The 23259-nt window shown below is 67.4% G+C and carries 21 protein-coding genes; 7 read left to right on the top strand and 14 right to left on the bottom strand.

The annotated features are described in order from the left end of the window. Window positions 1-199: 199 nt before the first annotated feature. The 5 genes from QX108_RS06240 to topA are packed head-to-tail and all read right to left on the bottom strand — an operon-like array spanning window position 200 to window position 7958. Entirely contained in the window at window positions 200-1537 is a 1338-nt protein-coding gene (locus tag QX108_RS06240) for an amidohydrolase (protein ID WP_315780414.1), read from the bottom strand. 44 nt (window positions 1538-1581) lie between these two features. Next, window positions 1582-2340: an NUDIX domain-containing protein gene (locus tag QX108_RS06235; protein ID WP_315720573.1), complete on the bottom strand. Its 759-nt coding sequence runs from the start codon at window positions 2338-2340 to the stop codon at window positions 1582-1584. A gap of 35 nt (window positions 2341-2375) precedes the next feature. Beyond that, window positions 2376-2831, bottom strand: coding sequence for a DUF983 domain-containing protein (locus QX108_RS06230; protein WP_315720572.1), 456 nt, complete (start codon window positions 2829-2831; stop codon window positions 2376-2378). Then, window positions 2828-5206, bottom strand: a complete 2379-nt coding sequence (gene rnr, locus QX108_RS06225) for a ribonuclease R (RefSeq protein ID WP_315780416.1) — start codon at window positions 5204-5206, stop codon at window positions 2828-2830. Before rnr ends, QX108_RS06230 begins: the two co-directional genes overlap by 4 nt. 4 nt (window positions 5207-5210) lie before the next feature. Beyond that, the gene (gene topA / locus QX108_RS06220) at window positions 5211-7958 is read right to left on the bottom strand and encodes a type I DNA topoisomerase (protein WP_315780418.1); all 2748 of its coding nucleotides are present in this window, start codon (window positions 7956-7958) and stop codon (window positions 5211-5213) included. A gap of 224 nt (window positions 7959-8182) precedes the next feature. Here topA and QX108_RS06215 point away from each other — a divergent pair, with 224 nt between their 5' ends. After that, window positions 8183-8392 (top strand): hypothetical protein, encoded by a 210-nt coding sequence (locus QX108_RS06215; RefSeq protein ID WP_315720569.1) that lies wholly within the window; start codon window positions 8183-8185, stop codon window positions 8390-8392. A gap of 13 nt (window positions 8393-8405) precedes the next feature. Here QX108_RS06215 and QX108_RS06210 read toward each other — a convergent pair whose 3' ends face one another. After that, on the bottom strand, window positions 8406-8849 hold the full coding sequence (locus QX108_RS06210; RefSeq protein ID WP_315780420.1) for a helix-turn-helix domain-containing protein: 444 nt from the start codon (window positions 8847-8849) through the stop codon (window positions 8406-8408). A gap of 154 nt (window positions 8850-9003) precedes the next feature. Between QX108_RS06210 and QX108_RS06205 the strand changes: the two genes are divergently transcribed. Beyond that, on the top strand, window positions 9004-9777 hold the full coding sequence (locus QX108_RS06205; protein WP_315720568.1) for a glucose 1-dehydrogenase: 774 nt from the start codon (window positions 9004-9006) through the stop codon (window positions 9775-9777). Between the two features lie 78 nt (window positions 9778-9855). Here QX108_RS06205 and QX108_RS06200 read toward each other — a convergent pair whose 3' ends face one another. Further along, window positions 9856-10467, bottom strand: coding sequence for an FMN-dependent NADH-azoreductase (locus QX108_RS06200; protein ID WP_315780422.1), 612 nt, complete (start codon window positions 10465-10467; stop codon window positions 9856-9858). 97 nt (window positions 10468-10564) lie between these two features. Here QX108_RS06200 and QX108_RS06195 point away from each other — a divergent pair, with 97 nt between their 5' ends. Then, window positions 10565-10963 (top strand): helix-turn-helix domain-containing protein, encoded by a 399-nt coding sequence (locus QX108_RS06195; RefSeq protein WP_315720566.1) that lies wholly within the window; start codon window positions 10565-10567, stop codon window positions 10961-10963. Here QX108_RS06195 and dprA read toward each other — a convergent pair. The 5 genes from dprA to QX108_RS06170 form a co-directional block, all read right to left on the bottom strand. Then, window positions 10960-12078, bottom strand: coding sequence for a DNA-processing protein DprA (gene dprA / locus QX108_RS06190; RefSeq protein ID WP_315780424.1), 1119 nt, complete (start codon window positions 12076-12078; stop codon window positions 10960-10962). The genes QX108_RS06195 and dprA overlap by 4 nt on opposite strands. Window positions 12079-12142: 64 nt before the next feature. Next, window positions 12143-13468, bottom strand: coding sequence for a patatin-like phospholipase family protein (locus tag QX108_RS06185; RefSeq protein WP_315720564.1), 1326 nt, complete (start codon window positions 13466-13468; stop codon window positions 12143-12145). 214 nt (window positions 13469-13682) lie between these two features. Then, window positions 13683-14279, bottom strand: coding sequence for a glycerol-3-phosphate 1-O-acyltransferase PlsY (gene plsY / locus QX108_RS06180; protein WP_315720563.1), 597 nt, complete (start codon window positions 14277-14279; stop codon window positions 13683-13685). A gap of 30 nt (window positions 14280-14309) precedes the next feature. Beyond that, on the bottom strand, window positions 14310-15611 hold the full coding sequence (locus QX108_RS06175; protein ID WP_315780427.1) for a dihydroorotase: 1302 nt from the start codon (window positions 15609-15611) through the stop codon (window positions 14310-14312). A gap of 23 nt (window positions 15612-15634) precedes the next feature. Next, window positions 15635-16588 (bottom strand): aspartate carbamoyltransferase catalytic subunit, encoded by a 954-nt coding sequence (locus QX108_RS06170; protein ID WP_315720561.1) that lies wholly within the window; start codon window positions 16586-16588, stop codon window positions 15635-15637. A 151-nt stretch (window positions 16589-16739) separates the two neighbouring features. On the opposite strand from QX108_RS06170, the gene QX108_RS06165 reads away from it, so the two are divergent. From QX108_RS06165 to QX108_RS06155, 3 genes are read left to right on the top strand one after another with little or no spacing between them, the layout of a single operon-like run. After that, on the top strand, window positions 16740-17465 hold the full coding sequence (locus QX108_RS06165; protein WP_315780578.1) for a M15 family metallopeptidase: 726 nt from the start codon (window positions 16740-16742) through the stop codon (window positions 17463-17465). 20 nt (window positions 17466-17485) lie between these two features. Further along, window positions 17486-19150, top strand: coding sequence for an acyl-CoA dehydrogenase family protein (locus tag QX108_RS06160; RefSeq protein WP_315780429.1), 1665 nt, complete (start codon window positions 17486-17488; stop codon window positions 19148-19150). Beyond that, window positions 19147-19971 (top strand): type II CAAX endopeptidase family protein, encoded by an 825-nt coding sequence (locus QX108_RS06155; RefSeq protein ID WP_315780431.1) that lies wholly within the window; start codon window positions 19147-19149, stop codon window positions 19969-19971. Before QX108_RS06160 ends, QX108_RS06155 begins: the two co-directional genes overlap by 4 nt. Window positions 19972-19981: 10 nt before the next feature. Here QX108_RS06155 and QX108_RS06150 read toward each other — a convergent pair whose 3' ends face one another. Beyond that, window positions 19982-20905 (bottom strand): AEC family transporter, encoded by a 924-nt coding sequence (locus QX108_RS06150; RefSeq protein ID WP_315780433.1) that lies wholly within the window; start codon window positions 20903-20905, stop codon window positions 19982-19984. 3 nt (window positions 20906-20908) lie between these two features. Further along, a complete protein-coding gene (gene ruvX, locus QX108_RS06145) occupies window positions 20909-21394 on the bottom strand; it encodes a Holliday junction resolvase RuvX (RefSeq protein WP_315780435.1) in 486 nt (161 codons plus the stop codon). 171 nt (window positions 21395-21565) lie between these two features. On the opposite strand from ruvX, the gene QX108_RS06140 reads away from it, so the two are divergent. Further along, window positions 21566-23155 (top strand): ABC-F family ATP-binding cassette domain-containing protein, encoded by a 1590-nt coding sequence (locus tag QX108_RS06140; protein WP_315780437.1) that lies wholly within the window; start codon window positions 21566-21568, stop codon window positions 23153-23155. The last annotated feature ends 104 nt before the right edge of the window (window positions 23156-23259 follow it).

Below are 23259 nucleotides of genomic sequence, written 5' to 3'. Positions count from 1 at the left end.
ACCCACCAGGGAGGAGTTCGAGGCCGGCTGGTCATTGGCATTGGTGCCCATCACGTCCGCCGCGGGATATGGGTCCTGGATCGGCGCCGCGTCGCGCGACGCGCGTCACGGCTTGTCCGGGACGACACTTCTTATGGGCAGGACCTCCATCTCAACTCAAGGCACGCGGCGATCAGAAGCCTTTGCCCGGCTGCTCAGCCTAATTCCCCCGTGCCCGTTCGTCGAACGCCGAGAGTACGGCGAGCGTCATGGCCGTGACGCCGGTCTCGATGGTCGGCTTCGGCACCGGCGCGAATTGCGGGGAGTGGTTCGGCGGCAGCGGCGGGCCGCTGCCGTTGCGGGCGGCGGCGACGCGCTCGGGTTCGTAGACCCCGATGCCGAAGAACATGGAGGGCACGCCGGCCGCCACGAACTCGGAATAGTCCTCGCTGGTGGTGGTCGGCGGAACCAGCATCAGCTTGTCGCCGAAGGCCGCCCGCAGCGCCTTCTCGCCCGTCGCGACGACAGCTGAATCGTTCATGACGCCCTTGGCGCCCTCGGTGATCTCGATCTGCGGCGGCGGCGCGTCCGCCATGGTCGCCACGGCTTTCGCCGTGCGCTCGATGCCCGCCACGATCCTTGCACGCACCTGCGGCTTGAAAGTTCTGATGGTGCCGACCACGAATGCGTTGTCGGGAATGATGTTGCCGGCGGTGCCGCCATGGATCGCGCCGACCGTGACGAGCCCGAACTCGGTCGGATTCTTTTCGCGGCTGATCACGCTCTGCACGTCGACCACGAAGCGCGCAGCCATCATCACCGGATCGATCGTCTGATGGGGCGCCGCGCCGTGGCCGCCCCGGCCGTGGAAACGAATGAACAGCCCATCCACGTTGGAGGAGCCGATCCCGACGCGATAGGTCAGCGAGCCGTAGGCGAAGTCGCCATCATGGAGGGCGAAGCCGACATCGGGTTTCGGGAAGCGCGTAAACAGGCCGTCCGCCAGCATCGCCTTGGCGCCCGCGACGATCTCTTCCGCCGGCTGCGCGATGAACATCAGCGTGCCCTTCCACTTGTCCTTCAGGCCGACCAGCGTCCTGGCCGTGCCGACCCAGCTCGCCATGTGGACGTCGTGGCCGCAACTATGCGCGACGAAGGTCTCGCGTCCGTCCCAATTGGCCCTGTCGCGGCTTGCATAGGGCAGGCCGGTCTTCTCCTCCATCGGCAGCGCGTCGAGCTCGGTGCGCACCATGATCGTCGGGCCGTCGCCATTGCGGTAGAGCGCGACGAGCCCGGTCTTGCCGACCTTCTCGGTCACCTCGAAGCCGAGCGCGCGCATCTGCTCCGCGAGCTTCGCCGCGGTCTTGACTTCCTGGAAGGCCAGCTCCGGGTGGGCGTGCAGGTCCTTGTAGAGCACGTCGAGCGCGGGGTAGTCGCGTTCGAGCGAGGCGGCGATGGTGCTCTTCAGCGCTGAGACGTCCAGCTCGGCATGCGCCGGCGCGGAGGCAAGGGCGATCAGTACGGTGGAGGCGAGCAAAAGGCGGCGGGACTGCGTCATGGATCGGCTCTCCGATGAACGCAGTCAGTCTAGTCCCGTTCAGCTCACCCGCCCAGCACGTCCTTCTGCATCCTGCCGCCGTAGAAGTGAAAGAACGGCACGGGCGCGTCGTGGCGCAGCGGGCCGGTGGCCAAGCGCTTGTCGAGCTCGTGGAGGACGTTCCTGGTCATCGGGTGCAGATCGGCCAGCGGCTTGGAGCCGAGCTCGACCCAGACCAGCTCGACCAGCTCGGCATCGGCATGGATGACACCGTCGACGCGATGGGTGATGGCGGAGGCGTCGGCGGTGAAGAAGCGGGTGTCGAAACGCTTGATGCGGCCGGGCGGGGTGATGGCGCGGGCGATCAGGAACAGGCCGGAGGGATCGGGCAGGAGGCCGGCTTCCGAGAAAGGCGCCCACGGACCTTCGAGCTTCGGCGCGGGGCCGTCGACCTTGCGGCCGAGGCAGAGACCGGTTTCCTCGCAGGCCTCGCGGATCGCGGCGACGGCCAGCGACTTCGCGCGCGAGGCCGTGGTCTGCGGCTTGCCCTTGAACAGATTGGCTTCGAGCTCGGCCGGCATCGGAGCGGCGACCGGAATGCGGTGATCGGTCTTGTCGACGCGGCCGCCGGGGAAGACGAACTTGCCGGGCATGAACACGACCTTGTCGTGGCGCTTGCCGACCAGCACTTTCGGCACCGCGCCGCTGCGGTCGACCAGGATCAAGGTCGCGGCGTCGCGTGGCTTGGTGTAGGGATGATGATCCGCTTCCTTCTCGGCGGGCTTGCCCGCCGGCGCGCTCGTCGCCTGTACCGTCTCGCTCATATCCTCCCCTTCTTCTTATTAGTTCTTAAAGTCGCTCACACCGGCGGAATGCCTTCCACCGGATTGTCGTCGAAGCCGTGCATGCGGAACGCCCATTGCAGCCCGACGACGGCGCCCTTGACCGGCTGCAGCAGTGCGAGCGAGGCGATCAACGTCACCGGAAGATAGATCGCGAGTTGCAGCGCGACCGGCGGTGCGTAGTTGGTCTCGACCGACAGCACCAGCGGCACGATGATATGGCCGACGATGACGATCACGAGATAGGCGGGAAGATCATCGGCGCGATGGCCGGAGAAGTCCTGGCCGCAGCGGTCGCAGTTGTCGGCGACCTTCAGGAAGGCGCGGAACAGCTTGCCTTCGCCACAGCGCGGACAGCGGCCGCGGAGGCCATGCTTCATCGCCGTCCAGACGTCGCGCTTCTCGACGGCGCCGGCGTCGCGCGTCCAAGTCTGTGGCAAAGTCTGCGGCAATGCGCGGGGCGTTGAACTCATGGCGTCCATGATCTGCCTTTCTTCGATGTGCCGGGCTTGCGTTTTGCCCCTGCCTTTTGGCTTTTCTTACGGCTCTTTTCTTTACGCTTTGGATGAGCCTCGGACTTGCCCCGTTTGCTCGCCTTGGCGTTCGCCCCGACGGTATTCTTGCGCCTGGGACCCGCGCCGCGCGAATGCCGCGACACCAGGACGTCGGCCTGCGTCAGCAGCTCGAAGCGCAGCGCGCCAGCCACCGGTTGAGCTTCTACCAGACGCACGTCGACGACGTCACCCAGCCGGTGCATGGCACCGCTGCGCTGGCCGATCAGCGCGTGGCGGGTCTCGTCGTAATCGAAATATTCCGTGCCGAGGGTCCGGATCGGAACCAGGCCGTCGGCGCCGGTGTCGTCGAGCTTGATGAAAAGACCGGCGCGGGTGACGCCGGAAATGCGGCCCTGGAAGGTGGCGCCGACGCGATCGGCGAGGTGGTGTGCGATCAGCCGGTCGGCGGTCTCGCGCTCGGCCTTCATCGCCCGTCGCTCGGTCACCGAGATCTGCGCCGCGACCTCGGCCAGATGATCCGGCGTCTCGCTGTCGGGCAGGGCGCCGTCGCCGAGCCCCAGCGCGCGCAGCAGGCCGCGATGCACGACGAGGTCGGCGTAGCGGCGGATCGGCGAGGTGAAGTGGGCGTAGCGGCGCAGGTTCAGGCCGAAATGCCCATAATTCTCCGAGGAGTACTCGGCTTGCGCCTGCGAGCGCAGCACGACCTCGTTGACGAGTTTTTCGTAATCCTGGCCGGCGACCAGCGTCAGCACGCGGTTGAACAGCGACGGCCGCAGCGCGCCCGATTTGGCGAAGGGCACGTCGAGCGTCTTCAGGAACTCCTGCAGCGCATGCACCTTCTCCACCGTCGGCTCGTCATGCACGCGGTAGATCAGCGGCAGCGCCTTCTTCTCCAGCGCTTCCGCCGCGGCGACGTTGGCGAGGATCATGAACTCCTCGATCAGCCTGTGCGCGTCGAGGCGCTCGGGCACGACGACGCGGTCGACGGTGCCGTCCTTCTTCAGCAGGATCTTGCGCTCGGGAAGGTCGAGGTCGAGCGGATCGCGCGCGTCGCGGCCGCGCTTGGCGACCTCATAGGCGGCGTAGAGCGGCTTCAGGATCGGCTCGAGCAGGGGACCCGTGACGTCATCCGGCTTGCCGTCAACAGCGGCCTGCGCCTGCGCGTAGGACAGCTTTGCCGCCGAGCGCATCAGCACGCGGTGGAACGAGTGCGAGCGCTTGCGGCCGTCGGCGCCGATCACCATGCGCACCGCGAGCGCGCCGCGCGCCTCGCCCGGCACCAGCGAGCACAGATTGTTGGAGATGCGCTCGGGCAGCATCGGCACGACGCGGTCGGGGAAGTAGACCGAGTTGCCGCGGATCAGCGCGTCGCGATCGAGCGCCGAGCCGGGACGCACGTAGTAGGCGACGTCGGCGATCGCGACGTGGAGAATGAAGCCGCCGACATTGTTCGGATCGGGATCCGGCTCGGCGTGAACGGCGTCGTCGTGATCCTTGGCGTCGGGCGGATCGATCGTGACCAGCGGCAGCTCACGCCAATCCTCGCGGCCCTTCAGGGTCGCGGGCTGCGCCGCTTCGGCTTCCGCAACGGCAGCAGCCGAGAAGTCCATCGGAATCTCGTGGGCGTGGATCGCGATCAGGCTGATCGCCTTCTCGGTCGCGACCGAGCCATAGCGCTCCTTCACCCGGCCCGACGGCAGGCCGTAGCCGCGGCCACGCAGCAGATCGACGCTGATGAGGTCGCCGTCCCTGGCATCCTTGGTATCGCCTGGCGCGATCGACAGCTCGCGTCCCGCCTGCTTCTTGTCGACGGGGATCAGGCGGCCGCCGCCGCCACCGGGATTGCTCTTGAAGATGCCGAGCACGCGGTTGCGCGCCTGGTCGAGCACCTTCAGCACGCGGCCGCGATAGGCGATCCCGTCGGCATCATTGATCGGTTCGACGCGGAGCAAAGCGCGATCACCGACGCCGGCGGTGGCGCCTGGCTTGGCGAGGCGAGAGGCGTAGATGCGGATGCGCGGCGGCTCGGACTGCTCGGCCTCGTCCCATTCGGCGGGCTTGGCGATCAGCTCGCCGTCGCTGTCTCGCCCGGTGATGTCGGCCACCAGTGTGGCCGGCAATGTCGCGGGCTCGATGATCGTCTTGCGGCCGCCCTTCTTGACGGTGCCGTCGGCCACGAGCTCGCGCAGCAGCTGCTTGAGGGCGGCGCGATCGGCGTTCTTCAGGCCGAACTCACGCGCAATGTCCTTGGTGCCAACCTTGCCCGGGTTGGCGCGGATGAAGGCGACGATGGCCTCCCGCGGAGGGAAGCCGATGTCGCGCTTTTTGGTCATTTTCTCATCCGCGGGCCTTGCCGGCGCTCTTCTTGGGCGTGGCCTTGGTCGCGGGCTTGGCCGATGTCTTGGCGGCCTTGGCAACCGGCGCACGCGCCTTGCTGGTGGAGTCTGATTTCGGCTTGGCCGCGGCCTTCTTCGCAACCGCCTTCTTCGCCGGCTTCGGCGTGTCGTCGTCGCCGCCGGCCTTCGGCTTGGCGGCCGCCTTGGGCTTTGCAGCCTTCTTCGGAGCCTTGGCCTTGCCGCCGCCCTTGGCGGCGCGCTCGTCGATCAGGGCGATCGCCTCCGCAAGCGTGATCGTGTCCTTTTCCTTGTCGCCGGGAATGGTGGCGTTGACTCCACCAGCGGTGACATAGGCGCCGTAGCGGCCGGCCTTCACGGCAACGGGGCCGAGCGACGGATGATCGCCCAGCGCCTTGCCGGGATCGGCACCGAAACGCTTGCTCGGACCCTTGGCGACCTTCTCGGCGATCAGGGTGACGGCGCGATTGAGGCCGATGTCGAACACCTCGTCGCCGGCTTCCAGGCTCGCATAGGTCTTGTCGTGCTTCACGAACGGCCCGAAGCGGCCGAGGCCCGCCGTGATCGGAAGACCCGTCTCCGGATGCTTGCCGATCTCACGCGGCAGCGACAGCAGTTTCAGCGCCAGGTCGAGATCGACGTCGGACGGCTGCGTGCCCTTCGGAATGCCGGCGCGCTTCGGCTTCTCGCCTTCGGCATAGTCCTTCTGCTCGCCGAGCTGGATGTACGGCCCGAACCGGCCTGCCTTGACGGCGACCTCGAGGCCCGAGTCCGGATCCTGACCGAGCATGCGATCGGCCGCGGCCTCGCTGTCGGCCGCGAGCGGACGGGTGTAGCGGCATTCCGGGTAGTTCGAGCAGCCGACGAAGGCGCCGAACTTGCCGGCCTTCAGATTGAGCCGGCCGGTGCCGCAGGTCGGGCACTGCCGGACGTCGCCGCCATCCTCGCGCGGCGGATAGATGTGGGGCCCGAGCATCTCGTCGAGCGCGTCCAGCACCTGCGCCACGCGCAGGTCCTTGATGTCGTCGACGGCGCCGATGAAGCCGGTCCAGAAGTCCTTCAGCACCTGCTGCCAGGCGATCTCGTTGTTGGAGATGCGGTCGAGCTGCTCCTCGAGGTCCGCCGTGAAATCATACTCGACGTAGCGGCGGAAGAAGTTCTCCAGGAACGCGATGACGACGCGGCCCTTGTCCTCGCCGTGCAGGCGCTTCTTCTCCAGCTTCACGTAGCCGCGGGCCTTCAGCACATCGAGGATCGAGGCATAGGTCGAGGGCCGGCCGATGCCGAGCTCCTCCATGCGCTTGACCAGCGACGCCTCCGAGAAGCGCGGCGGCGGCTCGGTGAAATGCTGGGTGACCGCGAGGTTCTGGCGCCTGAGCGGATCGTTCGGGCTCATCTGCGGCAGGCGGCGGCTGTCCTCGTCCTCCTCGTCGTCGCGGCCTTCCTGATAGAGCGCGAGGAAGCCGTCGAACTTGACGACCTGGCCGGTGGCGCGCAGCTCGAGCGTGCGCGCGCCCGCCTTGGCGATGATGTCGACCGTGGTGCGTTCCAGCTCGGCGGATTCCATTTGGCTCGCGATGGTCCGGGTCCAGATCAGCTCGTAGAGCTTGGCCTGGTCGTCATCGAGCCGCTTGCGCAGGTCGGCGGGCTTGCGCGACAGGTCGGTCGGACGGATCGCCTCGTGCGCCTCCTGGGCGTTCTTGGCCTTGGTCTGGTACTGGCGCGGGCTGTCCGGCACATATTTGTTGCCGTAGATCTCGCCGATCACCTTGCGGGCCTGGGTGATCGCCGAGCCGTCGATCTGCACGCCGTCGGTTCGCATATAAGTAATGAGACCGGTGGTCTCGCCGCCGATGTCGATGCCCTCATAGAGACGCTGTGCGATGCGCATGGTGTGCGCCGGCGCGAAGCCGAGCTTGCGGCTCGCTTCCTGCTGCAGGGTGGAGGTGGTGAAGGGCGCCTGCGGATTGCGCCGCGCCGGCTTGGCGTCGACGGTCGCGACCGTGAAACTCGCGGCGTTCAGCGCGTTCTTGAAGTCCTCGGCCTCCGCTCCGGTGCCGATGTCGAGCCGCTGGATCTTCTTGCCGTCGGCGCCGACCAGGCGCGCCTCGAAGCTGTCGCCGCGCGGCGTCGCCAGAGTGGCGATCAGCGACCAGTATTCGCGCGGGACGAACTTCTCGATCTCGAGCTCGCGGTCGCAGACGAGGCGCAGCGCCACGGACTGCACGCGGCCGGCCGAGCGCGCGCCCGGCAGCTTGCGCCACAGCACGGGAGAGAGCGTGAAGCCGACGAGGTAATCGAGAGCGCGGCGCGCCATGTAGGCGTCGACCAGCGCGCCGTCGATCTGGCGCGGATTCTTCATCGCCTCCGAGACGGCCTGCTTGGTGATGGCGTTGAAGACGACGCGCTCGATCTTCTGATCCTTGAGCGCGCGTTTCTCCTTCAGGACTTCCAGCACGTGCCAGGAGATCGCCTCACCTTCGCGATCAGGGTCGGTGGCGAGAATCAGACGGTCTGCACCCTTCAGGGACTTGGCGATGTCATTGAGCCGGCCTGCCGCTTTGGGATCGACTTCCCAGATCATCCGAAAATTTTCGTCCGGATCGACGGAACCATTCTTGGCGGGGAGGTCGCGGACATGGCCGAACGAGGCCAGAACCTCGTAGGAGGAGCCCAGATACTTATTGATCGTCTTGGCCTTTGCAGGCGACTCCACGATGACGATGTTCATGTATTTCCAATGACTTAGTGGAAGGATTGAAGCCGGTTTCGCGGGATTCGCGCTCGGGCCGCTGATCCGAACATGGGTGGTGAGGAGGTTCCTGTCAAATCGAGGGGTGTTGAAAGCCGATTGCGTTGAATCGGCGAAGTACCTATCAGGTTGTAGAGAGCGCTGCAGGAACCATGCGCTTTTTATGATGTTTTTCGTCAGAATCTCGACGTTGGATAGAGTCGTTGGCCAAGGCAGCGGACAAACGCGACCCGGACGTCGAGGCGACGGTAGAGGATGCCGACGCGGCGGCGGCGCTGATCGCCGAGCTGACGGCCGGCCTCGCGCAGCTGGCACAGCGCCACAATCTCGACATGCTCGACTACCTGCTGCGGATGGCGAACCTGGAAGCCGAAGAGCATCTCAGGCTTCGGAGCAAGCACCGGCTCTGCTGACCCCGGCCCGCGCTCATCGCGGCGCCAGCGTGGTCTCGCCAGGCGCCAGCGGTGTGCCGTCATCCGCGCATAGCAGCAGCTTGCGCACCGGCCGCCGGTGAGCCCGGTCCACCAGCACGGTGGCGATCTCGTCCGGATGCTCGTCGAATTCCTCGCTCCACTGCCGCAGCGCGACCAGGATCGGAAACAGCCCGCGGCCTTTCGGAGTCAGCACGTAGTCGCGATAGGCGCTGCCATCGGCGGCCGGCTCGGTGGCGAGGATGCCGCGATCGACCAGCGCGCGCAGCCGCACCGTCAGAATGTTCTTGGCCAGCCCGAGGCTACGCTGGAAGGCACTGAACCGGCGGATACCGAGAAATGCATCGCGGATGATGAGGAGAGACCACCAGTCGCCGATCGCGTCCAGTGACCGGGCGATCGGGCAGGGATTTCCCTCGAGGCTCGTGCGTTTGACCATCATGCCGTCCTTATTCTTCCTCCCGGCGCCCGAACCTTCGTCCTGTCGGCACCCGTCAAGGCGTGAGTTGATCACGCGCTTGTGTGGTTGCATTATAAAACTAATCCGCTATCTCGTCCATGAAGTTTAATAATGGAACCATATGGAGGCGGGCGTGAGGCTTGCAAACAAGACGGCACTGATTACCGGCGGCAGCAGCGGCATCGGGCTGGCGACAGCCCGCAGGTTCGTCGCGGAGGGGGCCAACGTCGCGATCACCGGGCGCGATGCGGGGCGGCTGGAGAGCGTGGCGCGGGAGCTCGGTCCGAAGGCGCTGGCGCTCGTGGCCGACGCGACCGACATTGCAGCAACGGAGGCGGCGGTCGCGCGCGCCGCGGAGCGCTTCGGCAAGCTCGACACTCTGTTCGCGAATGCCGGCATTCCCGGCGCGACGCCGGCTGGAGCATCCAGGCTGGAGGTGTTCGAGCAGGTGATCCGCACCAACCTCACCGGCGTGTTCTTCACCGTGCAGGCGGCGCTGCCTCATCTCAAGGACGGCGCGTCGATCATCCTCAACGGTTCGGTGATCTCGGTGCTGGGCAATCCCGGCTACTCGGCCTACGCCGCCAGCAAGGCCGGCGTCCGCGCCATGGCGCGGGTGCTGGCCTCCGAGCTGTCGCCGCGCGGCATCCGAGTCAACGTGGTCGCTCCGGGCGCCATCCGGACACCGATCTGGGGCGCGGCGGTCGCCACACCAGACGCCGAGAAGATGTTCGAGGCCAGGATTGCTGCCACCACGCCGCTCGGCCGCATCGGCGAGCCCGACCATATCGCCGGCACCGTGCTGTTCCTGGCGTCGGACGATGCTGCGCACATCCAGGGACAGGAGCTGTTCGTCGATGGCGGCGCCACCAGCTCGCCCGCCGGCGCGCCGATCTATCGGGGTTAACCGGCCGGGTCGGTGGGCGGTTTGGGACCTGTCCGAGGGTTTGAGAGCGGTGGCTGCCGGCGGCAGCCACCGAGGGACTCAAGAGGCGAGAGCGCCGGCCGTCTGAATCGCCTTCGCTAGCGCCTGCTCGCGATGCTCCGGGCCGATCTGGACACCATCGGCCGCAACGAATTCGAGATCTGTGACGCCGATGAAGCTGAAGACGCTGCGCAAATAGGTCTCCAGGTGTTCGAATGCCGCCATCGGCGTGTCCGCGCCGTAATGGCCCCCGCGTGAGACCGCTACGATAATGCGCTTGCCGCCGGCCAAACCCTGCGGGCCGTTCGGGCCATAGCTGAAGGTCTTGCCCTTGACAGCGATGCGGTCGATCCAGGCCTTAAGCTGGCTCGGGATGGAGAAGTTGTACATCGGAGCGCCGATCACGACGATATCGGCGGCCAGGAACTCTTCCAGAACGGCCTGTCCAACAGCGACATCAGCTTCCACCGCGGGATCCTCAACGGGCGCTCCGTAAGCGACGGCGACATGCGTTCCGGACAGATGCGACAGCGGCTCGGCTGCGACATCTCGGTAAATCACCTGCAGCCCCGGCATGATCTGGCAAAGCCGCGCGACGATCGCGGCGGACACCTGACGGCTGACCGAGTTGGGGCCGAGCACGCTGGAGTCGATGTGGAGGAGTCGGGTCATGGGACAGTCACCTTGGTATTGGTTTGTAACTGGCGCACTATGAGTGACTGTGATGTAACCCCACAAGAACGCACATTCTTGAAACCCGAGCACAGTCGTGACACCTGCGAACAGCGATGATCCTGACCTTCCGGCGCAGCCGGACCACAATGATTGCCGGGGTGTGGCTGCGATCCTGGCGCGCGTCGGCGACAAATGGAGCGTGTTCGTCATCATGATGCTGCAGGACGGGCCGAAGCGCTTCAATGAGCTGAAGCGGCTCGTTGGCGGCATCTCGCAGCGGATGCTGACCTTGACCCTGCGCGGCCTCGAGCGCGACGGGCTGGTGACGCGGACGGTGTTTCCGACCATCCCGCCGCGGGTCGACTATGAGCTGACCGACCTCGGCCGCGGCCTGTCGCAACCGGTGCAGGCGCTCGGGCAATGGGCCACTCAGCACCAGGAGCAGATCGAGCAGGCGCGCTCGCGGTTCGACGCGCGCAAAGACGCGGGCTAAATCAGCGACACCATCCCGCCGCCGTGGCGCTCCAGCCGGCCGGCCAGCTCGAGCTCCAGCAGCACCATGCGCAGCACGGCCGGTGACAGGCCGCTGATCCGGATCAGGTCGTCGATCGACACCGGCGTCGGGCCGAGCAAAGCAACGATCTGCGCACGGTCGTGGTTCTCTGGATCGGGCGCGAACAGGTCCTCGTCCGGCTCGCGCAACGGCAAGGGCTGCGGCCGCTCCATGATCGGGCCGACGGCCTGGATGATGTCGGCGGCTTCGGTGACCAGGGTGGCGCCCTGCTTGATCAAATCGTTGGTGCCGGCCGAGCGCGGGTCGAGCGGCGAGCCGGGGACGGCAAAGACCTCGCGGCCCTGCTCGCCGGCCATGCGCGCCGTGATCAGCGAGCCCGAGCGATACGCGGCCTCGACGACCACGACGCCGAGTGACGCGCCCGATATCAGCCGGTTGCGGCGGGGGAAGTCGCGGGCGCGCGGCTCGTGGCCGAGCGGCATCTCGGAGATCGCGGCGCCGCTGCCGCCAATGATGGCGCCGAGCAGATCGACATGCTCCGGCGGATAGATCCGGTCGTGGCCGCCGGCGAGCACGGCGACGGTGCCGCTCGACAGGCTCGCGCGATGGGCGGCCTGATCGATGCCGCGGGCCAGGCCGGAGATGATGACGAAGCCGGCCTCGCCGAGCTCATGGGCGAGCTGGCCGGCGAATTTGAGTCCCGCGGCGGAGGCGTTGCGCGAGCCGACGATGGCGATCATCGGGCGCATCAATGTCGTGCGGGCGCCGCGCACGGCGAGCAGGGGAGGTGCGTCGTCGCAGGTGGCAAGGCGGGGCGGATAGCCGTCCTCCTGCGGCGCCCGGAGCTGGACGCCGTATCGCCGGCAGGCATCGAGCTCGGCGTCGGCTTCGTCGATCGTGCAGATGCGGCCGGCCCGCGCGGCTCCGCCGCGACGTGCCAGATCGGGCAGACGGTCCAGGGCGATCCGCGCGGTGCCGAAATGGTCGAGCAGCGAGCGGAAGGTGCGCGGCCCGACATTGTCGGAGCGGATCAGGCGCAGCCGATCGCGCCGCTCGGTCTCGCTCAGCTCGATCGTCGTGTTGATTGCATCCACGCGAAGCCCCCGCACCATGGCAGGCCAGCATGGAGCAACCCGAGAGCGCAGGGAAGAGGGGGCGCTACGCCGGCGCGACGTCGCGGAGGGTCTCGGGAGCCGGCGCTGCCGGTGCCGAAGGAGACACCGGCTGCTCGTCCTGAACGGCCGGTGTGGTGCCGACGGGAGCCTCGCGCAGCCAGCGGTCGGCGGCGGCGCGCCCGCGCTGATGCAGCATGTCGATGAAGTCGCTGCCGAGGTCGGTCGCATCGCGCTGAGCCAGCGCCTCGATCTCGTCGTCGGCTGCGAGCCGATGCACGCGCGGCGGATGCAGGCCGTCGCTGCGGGCCCATTCGAGCGCCGCGAGCTCGGCGTTGAGAACGGCGTTGGCGGCGATCTGGTCGAGGCGGCGGTCGATCGCAGCCGAGGTCACCGGGACGTAGCCGTCCCGCGCGGGGGTGACCTGGATCACCAGCAGGTCGGCCGCGCTGGAGTCGTGGGCGATCTGGATCAGCGGCGGGTTGGCGACGTAGCCGCCATCCCAATAGGTCTCATCGGCGATCTCGACGGCGGCGTGCAGCTGGGCCGGGCAGGTGGAGGCGAGCAGAACGTCGGGCGTGATGTCGCCGTTCCGGAAGATCTGCGGCAGGCCGTCACGGACACGCGTCGCCGCCACCAGCAGGCGCGGTGCGGCTGCGCTTTGCACGGCCTCGAAATCGATCGTCTCCGCGAGGATGTCGCGGAGCGGGTCGAGATCGAGCGGGTCGGCGCGTCTGCCGCGCAGTCCCGCGCCGAACGAGACGGCGCTGCTTGCCGGAGAGTATCCGCCGATCACCATCAGCGAGCGGAACGAGACCTCCTCGGTGAGGCGGGTCCAGAACAGCGCGAGCCGGCTGCGCGCCTCGTCGCGGCCGCTCCTGGCAAGTCCGCTGGCCAGCAGGGCAGCGTTGACCGCGCCCGCGCTCGCGCCGCTGATCGTGTCGAAATCGCAGCCGGGCTCCTCCAGCAGGCGATCGAGCACGCCCCAGGTGAAGGCGGAGAAGGTTCCGCCGCCCTGCAGCGCCAGCGAGAGCTTGCGCGGCGGCCACGTCCGCGGCGGTGGCGGCAAGGTGGCGCTGGCGATGGTCTCTGCCAGCGAGCGCTCCACCGCTTCGGCCGGTGCGGGCTTCGGCTCGGTGGTGGTGTCGACGACCGTCGTGGTCTCATCCGACGGCGCGCTCGCCGAGTGCGCCATCGCGATGCGGACGTCGTCGGCCATCGGACCGTCGACAGAAGCTGCGGGGACGGGTGTCGCAGGCTCGCTCGCTGCCGGTTGGGCAACGCGGCCGCTGGCGCCGAACGGATCATCCGTCGACCAGATTTGAGCCGCGGAGAGGAGGACGCTGGCGCTCGAGCGGACCGGATTGGACATTGGCTGCGCCGACTCCTCATCAGTGCGATCATCGCGCGTCGCCGATGAACCGCTCGAATTGGTCTTGCGTAATCAGATGCCGGAATCATGACAGGCAATCATGATTCACACCAGAGTCCGACGTTAACTTATTAGCTGTTCACGCAGCGGTGTTGCAGCGCTGCCTCTGTGGGTTCAGCGTGCAACACGAGTTTTCCGTAATTGTCCGGGGCAACTACTTCTTCGCGCCGATCTTGCTCTCGGTGCCGGCCTGCAATCGCTTGATGTTCTCGCGATGCATGTAAATGAGCAACAAGGTGAGCAGCGCAAACAGGGCAGCCATCGCAGTGTGACCGAAAGCCCACAACACGATCGGGGTCAGCACGCTCGCGACGAGTGCAGCGAGTGATGAGTAGCGGAACGCGAACGCGGTCGCGAGCCACACCAAGCAGAAGAAGATCGCACCCGGCCAGAACAGGCCGATCAGAATACCGATATAGACCGCGACGCCTTTGCCGCCGCGGAATTTCAGCCACACCGGGAACAAATGGCCGAGGAAGGCGCCGAGGCCCGCGATCATCGCGGCATTCGGGCCGCCGAAATGACCGCAGAGGATCACGGCCGCGGTGCCCTTGAGCGCATCGCCGAGCAGGGTGGCCGCGGCCAGTCCCTTGCGCCCGGTGCGCAGCACGTTGGTGGCGCCGATGTTGCCCGAGCCGATGCTGCGCAGATCCTGGGTGCCGGCGAGCTTGGTCAGGATCAATCCGAAGGGGATCGAGCCGAACAGATAGCCGATGATGAGGGCGACGGGCAGGAAGGCTTCGGGTCCCATCACACAACTCCTTGGGCGCGGTGGCGCGCGTCAGACATGTTCGAACACGGTGCGGCCGCCGACGATGGTGCGAACCACGCGGCCCGTGAAGCGGGCCTCGTCGAACGGCGTGTTCTTGCACAATGATTTCAGATCGGCCGGATCGAGGATCCAGGGCACGTCCGGATCGATCACGATGATGTCGGCCGGCGCGCCCGCGCGCAATGTGCCGCCGGGCAGGCCGAGCAGCTCCGCGGGCCGCGTCGACATCGCGCGGATCAGCGCCGTCCAGCTCAGCTCGCCATTGTGCACGAGGCGCAATGCCGCCGGCAGCATGGTCTCCAGGCCGACGGCGCCGCTGGCGGCCTCCGCGAATGGCAGCCGCTTGACCTCGACGTCCTGCGGCGTGTGGTCCGACATGATGACGTCGATCAGGCCGGAGGCCAGCGCCTCGACCAGCGCGCGGCGGTCGACCTCGGTGCGCAGCGGCGGCGTCAGCTTGAGGAAGGTGCGGTAGGGGCCGATGTCGTTCTCGTTCAAGGTGACATGGTTGATCGAGACCGATGCGCTCACCGCAAGCCCTGCGTCTCGCGCGCGATTGAGAATGTCGAGCGAGTCGACCGAGCTCAGCGCGGCCGCATGATAGCGGCCCTTGGTGAGTGCGGCGAGGCGCATGTCGCGCTCGAGCACAACGGCCTCGGCGGCCGGAGGAATGCCGTGGAGGCCGAGCCGCGAGGCGAACTCGCCCTCGTTCATGACGCCTTCGCCGACGAGGTTGGGATCCTCGGTGTGATGCACGATCAGCGCGTCGAAATCGCGCGCATAGGTCAGCGCGCGGCGCATCACCTGCGCGTTCATCACGCTGCTGTGGCCGTTGGAGAAGGCGACCGCTCCGGCGGCGCGCAACAGCCCGATCTCCGTCATCTCCTCGCCGCGCAGGCCCTTGGTCAGGGCCGCCATCGGCTGGATGTTGACGATGGCGGTGTCGCGGGCGCGGCGCAGCACGAAGTCGACGGTCGCCGAATTGTCGATCACCGGCTCGGTGCCGGGCTGGCAGATGATCGTGGTGATGCCGCCGGTCGCGGCCGCCTGGCTGGCACTGGCGAAGGTTTCGCGATGGCCGAGACCCGGCTCGCCGACGAAGGCGCAGATGTCGATCAGTCCGGGCGCGACGATCTTGCCGGCGCAGTTGACGACGTCAGTGCCCTCGGGGACGCCGGCGGCGCCGATGCCGCGCTTGAGGTCGCGGATGACGCCGTCGGCGATCAGCACGTCACCGGGACCGTCGAAGTCGCGGGAGGGATCAATGACGCGCGCATTGGCGAGCAGGATCGGGCGGCGGTCGGTCAGCATGGCGTTTGGTCCCGACTTCTCTCTCACGCGTTGGGCAGGTTGCGGGCCAGCGCCTCGAGCACGGCCATGCGCACGGCAACACCCATTTCGACCTGTTCCCGGATCAGCGACTGCGCGCCGTCGGCCACGATGGACTCGATCTCGACGCCGCGGTTCATCGGCCCCGGATGCATCACCAGCGCGTCGGGCTTGGCATAAGCCAGCTTCTTCTGGTCGAGCCCGAAATACTGGAAATATTCCGACGAGGACGGCACGAACGAGCCGTTCATGCGCTCGCGCTGCAGCCGCAGCATCATCACGATGTCGGCGCCGTTGAGCCCCTCGCGCATGTCGCGCGCGACCTCGACGCCCATGCGCTCGATGCCCGGCGGCAGCAAGGTGGAGGGTGCAACGACGCGGACGCGGGCGCCCATCGTGTTGAGAAGCAGGATGTTGGAGCGTGCGACTCGCGAATGCAGCACGTCGCCGCAGATCGCGATCACGAGCCCCTCGAGGCGGCCCTTGTTGCGGCGGATGGTCAGTGCGTCCAGCAGCGCCTGGGTCGGATGCTCATGCGCGCCGTCGCCGGCATTGATCACGGAGCCGTCGACCTTGCGGGCGAGCAGCTCCACCGCGCCGGAGGCGTGGTGGCGGACCACCAGAATGTCCGGATGCATCGCGTTGAGCGTGACCGCGGTGTCGATCAGGGTCTCGCCCTTCTTGATGGACGAGGACGACACCGACATGTTCATGACGTCGGCGCCGAGCCGCTTGCCGGCAAGCTCGAACGAGGATTGCGTCCGCGTCGAGGCCTCGAAGAACAGGTTGACCTGGGTGCGGCCGCGCAGCACCGTGCGCTTCTTGTCGACCTGACGATTCAGCTCGACATACTCCTCGGACAAATCGAGGAGGCCGGTGATGTCGTGGGCGGAAAGGCCCTCGATTCCCAGCAAATGCCGGTGCCCGAGGACGAACGTCGATTTCGGAGAGGTTGCCATTAAAGCCAGAGCTATAGGCGCGGTTTCCATGGGGGGCAAGGCCGAAAGCCGGGGTTCCGAGTTATCCCCCGTTCCGTCTTCCGAGCCTCTCGGGGGGCTGCAAACCGGAGGCGGGCGCGGCACCGCCGGACGAGGTCCGCTCCGATATGCCCTGATCCTGCTGGCGGCGATCGTGCCGGCCGGTGCGGCCGCGTTGCCGTTCGATTTCGTCTATCTCCGCGACATCGACCCGACGATCCTCCAGGACATCCGTTATGCTGGCAGCAACAATTTCGTCGGCCGCCCGTTGCCAGGCTATGAGGCGGCCGAATGCGTCGTGACGCGTGACGTGGCGCGGCGGCTGCAGGCGGCTCAGGCCGAGCTGCGGCCGCGCGGCCTGTCGCTGAAGATGCTCGACTGCTACCGGCCGGTACGTGCGGTCGCAGAAATGCTGGCGTGGTCGCAGGACGGCGTCGAGACCACGGCCGGCCGCCGCTACACGCCGCGTGTCGCGAAGCAGGACCTGTTCCGTCTCGGCTACATCGCCGGGCGTTCGAGCCATTCGACCGGGGCGGCGCTCGATCTCACGCTGGTCGATCTCGCGGCCGACAATTCCGCGGCGTTCGATCCGGCCAAGGACTATGCGGACTGCACCGCGCCCGCAGCGCTGCGCGCGCCCGAGGGCAGCGTCGACATGGGAACCGGCTACGATTGTTCCGACGTGAAGGCTCATACCGCCGCGCAGAACCTGACACCGCAGCAGCGCCGCTGGCGCAACGAACTGGCCGCGGTGATGGCGCGGCAAGGGTTTGTGAACTATGCCAGGGAGTGGTGGCACTTTTCGCTGCCGGGCGCCGGCGCGACCACCTATGTGTTTCCCATTCGGCCGCGCCGATGATCGAGTTACAGGGTACGGCCATGTCCCAGCCTTCGTTCGAGACCCACGAGGTCTTCAACCAGTCGCCATCGTTCGAGAATTTCAACCTGTTCACGGCGGACCCGCCGCTGATCGAGGCTGTCGGGGCGAATGGTGGCTTGTCGGCCGAATGGACGGGAGCGTCAGCGGAGCAGGACCTGGTCGCGTTCGGCGCGCAGTGGGGCTCCGCCGAGATAACGGAGCAGGGGCGGCTCGCCAACGAGAATACACCGAAGCTGCGCAGCTTCGACGCCAAGGGCTTTCGCCGCGATGTCGTCGAGTTTCATCCGGCCTATCATCGGATGATGACGCGCTCGGTTGAGGCCGGGCTGCACAATTCGACATGGACGACAGTCGGCAAGCCCGCCGGCGGCCGCTCGGAAGTGGTGCGCGCCGCGAAGTTCTACATGGCCTCGCAGGTCGAGAGCGGCCATTTGTGCCCGATCACGATGACGCGGGCCTCGGTGGCGGCGCTCGCCGCGCAGCCAGAGCTGCTCGCGCGCGTCATGCCCGTCATCGGCACCCGCGACTACGACCCGGCCTTTGCGCCGTGGTGGCAGAAGCGCGGCATGACGCTCGGCATGGGCATGACCGAGAAGCAGGGCGGCACCGATGTGCGCGCCAACCTGACGCGTGCCGAGCGCACGGCCGATGGCTACCGCATCACCGGGCACAAATGGTTCATGTCGGCGCCGATGTGCGACGCCTTCCTGGTGCTGGCGCAGGCCGAAGGCGGCCTGACCTGTTTCTTCATGCCGCGCTTTGCGCCGGACGGTTCGATCAATGCGCTCCGCTTCCAGCGGCTGAAGGACAAGCTCGGCAATCGATCCAATGCGTCCTCCGAAGTGGAGTTCACCGGTGCCTTTGCCGAGCGGATCGGCGAGGAGGGCAGGGGCATCAGCACCATCATCCAGATGGTGCAGCTGACGCGGCTGGATTGCGCGATCTCGTCCGCCGGCCTGATGCGCTCGGGACTTGCGCATGCGCTGCACCACGCGCGCCATCGCAGCGTGTTCCAGAAGCATCTGGCCGATCAGCCGCTGATGCAGGCGGTGCTCGCCGACATGGCGCTCCATGTCGAGGCGACGGTGGCGCTGGTGATGCGGCTGTGCCGCGCGTTCGACCGCACGCCGGCCGACGCGAGTGAAGCTGCCTACATGCGGCTGTTGACGCCAGCGATCAAATACTGGGTGTGCAAGAGCGCGCCGCCGTTCCTCTATGAGGCGATGGAGTGCCTCGGCGGCAACGGCTATGTCGAGGACGGCATCCTCGCGCGCCATTTCCGCGAGTCGCCGGTCAACGCGATCTGGGAGGGCTCGGGCAACGTCATGTGCCTCGACGTGCTGCGCGCGCTATCGCGCGAGCCGGAGGCGGCCGCCCATGTGCTGATGCATCTGAAGGCGGAAACGAGCGGGTTTCCCGGGGTCAGTGAGACGATCGCCTTCATCGAGACCTGCTTCCGCCGGCCGGACAGCGAGCGCATCGCGCGCCTCGCGGTCGAGCGGCTGGCACTGCTCGCAGCCACCGCCGCGCTCATCCTCGTGAGGCGCGATCACGCCGAGCTGTTCGCTACGACCAGACTCGCCACCCCCCATCCGAGCATGTATGGCGCCGTCGATCTCGATCCCGCCGATACCCGTGCCTTGCTGGAGCGCGCCCTGCCTTGACCGATTCTCCCGACGCCGCCGTCATGGATTCTCTCGATCCGGGCAACCCGCCGCAGCAGGTCGCTCCGGCGCAGCATCAGCCACGCACGCTCGGCTTCTGGCGGACGACGTTGTGGGGCGTCCTCATCATCGTCCTCTTCTTCATCGGTCAGCTGACACCGATCGTCTATCTGCTGCTGCGCCATGATGGCGCGTTCAGTAGCCCGGTCGAGCTTCAGACGGCCGCGATCCAGGTCGCGAGCCGGTCGCTCACGGTGTCGCTGTCGGCCATCATGGGCGTCCCGGCAATTTTGCTGCCGATCTATTTTGCCGTCCGCCACACCCGCATGTCATTCGCCGACTATCTGGGCCTGCGCTGGACCAGCTGGAAGAATTTTGGTTTTGGCGTGGCCGGGATGGTCGTGATCCTGGGATGCTGGGAGCTGGCTGCTCACCTGACCGGACGCGGAGACACGTCGTCGAACTTCATGGTGGACATCCTGAAGACCGCCAGAGGCGACGGCGTGGTCTGGCTGATGATCATCGCCTTCTGCGTCGCGGCGCCGGTATCGGAAGAGCTGATGGCGCGCGGCTTTCTCTATCGCGGCTGGTCGGATTCCTTCCTGCGGGTGCCGGGGGCCATCCTGCTGTCGTCGGCGATCTGGACCGTGCTGCATCTGCAGTACGACTGGTTCGCCCTGCTGAACGTGTTTTCGCTGGGGGTGTGGTTCGGCTATCTGCGCTACCGCACCCATTCCCTTTATCTGACCATGGTGCTGCACGGCCTCAACAACCTCGCCGCGACGGTGCAGACCATGTGGCTGGCGAGCGGTTCTTCCTGAACAGACGCGTTCAGCTCGCCCAGGCGATCGCGAGCGGCATGGTCAGCGCGGCCAGCACGGTCTGCAGCGAGATGATCTGCGCCAGCAGCGGCGCATCGCCGCCCATTTGCTTGGCCAGCACATAGGCGCTCGGCGAGGTCGGCACTGCCGCGCAGATCGCGACCACGACGAGGCTCGGGCCGGTCACGCCGAACCAGCCGGCGAGTCCGATCGCGAGGATCGGCATCAAGACCAGCTTGAGCACGACGCCGAGCGCGGCGGCCGGGCCGGCGCGGCGCAGGCCCTCGAAGTGCAGGCCGGCGCCGGTGACCAGCAGGCCGATCGGCAGCGAGGCCTGTCCGAGCGCATCGGCGGCATCGTGCCAGAGCTTTGGCAGCGGCACATGCGCCACGTTGAGCGCGAGCCCGGCGATGCAGGCCCAGATCAGCGGATTGCGGACGATTGTTGCGAGGATCTCGCGCATCGAGCGGCGGGTCGGCGAGGCGTAATGGGCGAGCACGGCGACGCTGAACACGTTGACCATCGGGATGATCGCAATCATGCCGACCGACGCCACCGCGAGGCCGGTCGGGCCGAACAGGCTGCCCGCCACGCTGAGCGCGACGTAGGTCTGCCAGCGGGTTGCTCCCTGGAAGATCGACGTGAAGGCCGGACCATCGATGCCGGAGCGGGTGAGCAGCGGCCGCAGCGCGAGGCACAGCGCCGACATCGCCAGCATCGCCAGGAACAGGGCGCCGCCGATGCCGGCGACCGGCACCTTGCCGAGATCCGCCTTCACCAGGCTCTGCATCAGCAGCGCCGGAAATAGCACATAATAAGTCAGCCGCTCGAGCCCGTGCCATTGCGTATCCAGCCGGATCAGGCTGCGCCGCAGGCCGAAGCCGATCACGATCAGCAGGAACACCGGCGCGAGCGCCGCGGCGACGGGGCTCATGGGCTAGCGACCGGACTGGCGCAAGGTCGCAAGCCGATCGAGCGCCCCCTGCAGGATGAAGATCGCCGCATGGGTGTCGATCACCTCGGCGCGCCTGGCGCGGCTGACATCCATGCCGATCAACTCGCGCTCGACGGCGGCCGTCGACAGCCGCTCGTCCCAGAGGCCGATCGGCAAGTCGGTGAGGCCGGCGAGGTTGCGTGCGAACGCGCGCGTCGATTGCGCCCGCGGCCCTTCGCTGCCGTCCATGTTGATCGGCAGGCCCAGCACCAAGCCGACCACCTTGCGCTCGGCGCAAATCGCCAGCAGTCGCGCCGCGTCCGCCTTGAACGCCTTGCGCTGGATGGTCTCGACGCCGGTGGCGAGCCGCCGGTCGGGATCCGACACGGCTACGCCGATGGTCTTGGTGCCGAGATCGAGGCCAACGAGCGCGCCGCGCTCGGGCCAGCGGCCGGCGGCTTCGATGAGGGGGAGAATGGCAGCGGGCATGGTGCGCCGCTTAGCATGGGTGCATCCCCCGAGCCAGCACGGCAGGCGCATGGCTTGTCGCTCCGCTGCCATCATTCTATATGGAGCATCGTACCGTGAACAGGAGTGGTGCCGTGGATCGCAGGACCAACATTGCCCGCCGCTTTGTGTCCTCTGCCATCACGGTTGCCCATGCTCTCCTGTCTGACGCTCGACGCGGTTGCCGCCGCGACACCTGACGGTCATCCGCTCTTCGACAATCTCACACTCTCCATCGGGGCCGAACGCGTCGGTCTGGTCGGCCGCAACGGCGCCGGCAAGTCGACCTTGCTCCGCATCGTCGCTGGCCTCTCCGAGCCTGCGGCCGGAGCGGTCACGCGCAGCGGGACGCTCGGCCTCCTGGCGCAGCACTGGGATCCCGGCTTGCGCGTCGACGAGGCGCTCGGCGTCGCCGGCGATCTTGCGGTCATCGATCGTATCGTCGTGGGAAAGAGCCGGGACAGCGACCTTGCCGATGATCTTGCGCGCGCGGATTGGAGCCTGCCGAGCCGTGTCGATGACGCGCTGATCGAGGCGGGCCTCGCCGGAATTGCGTTCGATCGCTCGATGGACTCGCTCAGCGGCGGCGAGCGGACGCGCATCGGCATCGCGCGGCTGCTGATCGAGGCGCCGGATCTGCTGCTGCTCGACGAGCCCACCAACAATCTCGATGCTGAGGGGCGTGCCGCGATCGGCCAGCTGGTGCAGACCTGGCGCGGCGGCGTCCTGGTCGCCAGCCACGATCGCGCGCTGCTCGAACGGATGGACCGGATCGTCGAGCTGACGCCGGTCGGCGTGCACATCGTCGGCGGCGGCTGGTCGATGTTCGTCCAGGCCCGCGACGAGGCGCGGGCGCGGGCATTCGCCGCGCTGGAGCGGGCCGATGCGCGCCTGCGCGACGTCGGACTCGCAGTGCAGCACCAGCGCGAGGCCAAGGCGCGCAAGGATCGGGCAGGGCGCGCATCCGCAGCGCGAGGCTCGGCGCCGAGGATCATGCTCGGTGCGCGCGCCGAGCGGGCGGAGAACACCGGCGGCCGCTTACAACGGCTCGCCGAGCGCATGATCAGCGAGGCGACCGGGCAACGCGATCAGGCGCGCAGGCAGCTCGAGGTGCTGACGCCGCTCTCCATGGTGCTGCCGCCGACCGGGCTCGGCGCCGGAACGGAGCTGCTCGTCATGGACGACGCGGTCGTGACCGCCGGTGACCGGACCTTCGGCCCCTGGACGCTTCACATCACGGGGCGGCAGCGAATTGCGATCACCGGACGCAATGGCGCGGGCAAGACCACGCTGCTGCGGGCTGCGATCGGCGCCATCCCGTTGTCTGGCGGAAAGCTGCGGCGCGCCGAGGGGCGGATCGCGATGCTGGATCAGCACGTCGCGTTGCTGAATCGCAGCGACAGCATCATCGGCAATTTCCGCCGCCTCCATCCGGCGCTCGGCGCCGAGGCGGCGCATGCAGCCTGCGCGCGCTTCGCCTTTCGCAACCGCGACGCCGAGCAGACGGTGGAGACGCTGTCCGGCGGCGAGCGCCTGCGTGCGGGTCTTGCCTGCACGTTCGGCGGCGCGCGTCCGCCATGGCTGTTGCTGCTCGACGAGCCGACCAACCATCTCGACATTGTCTCGATCGAGATCCTGGAGCAGGCGCTGCGCGACTTCGACGGCGCGCTGCTGGTCGTCAGCCACGATCCGTCGTTTCTCGCCGCGATCGGCGTGGCCGACGAGTTCGAAGTCGCGAGCTGAGTGCCTCATGGGGGAGGTGAGGGGCAATCGGCGCGGCAACAACGTCACCTCTCCCGAAGGGAGAGGTTGGATTGCATCGAAGGTGCATGCCGGGTGAGGGAGTA

The sequence above is a fragment of the Bradyrhizobium sp. SZCCHNR1002 genome (assembly GCF_032381435.1).
In the GTDB taxonomy this organism is placed as follows: domain Bacteria; phylum Pseudomonadota; class Alphaproteobacteria; order Rhizobiales; family Xanthobacteraceae; genus Bradyrhizobium; species Bradyrhizobium aeschynomenes.
This window is presented reverse-complemented; position numbering and strand designations above follow the sequence as displayed.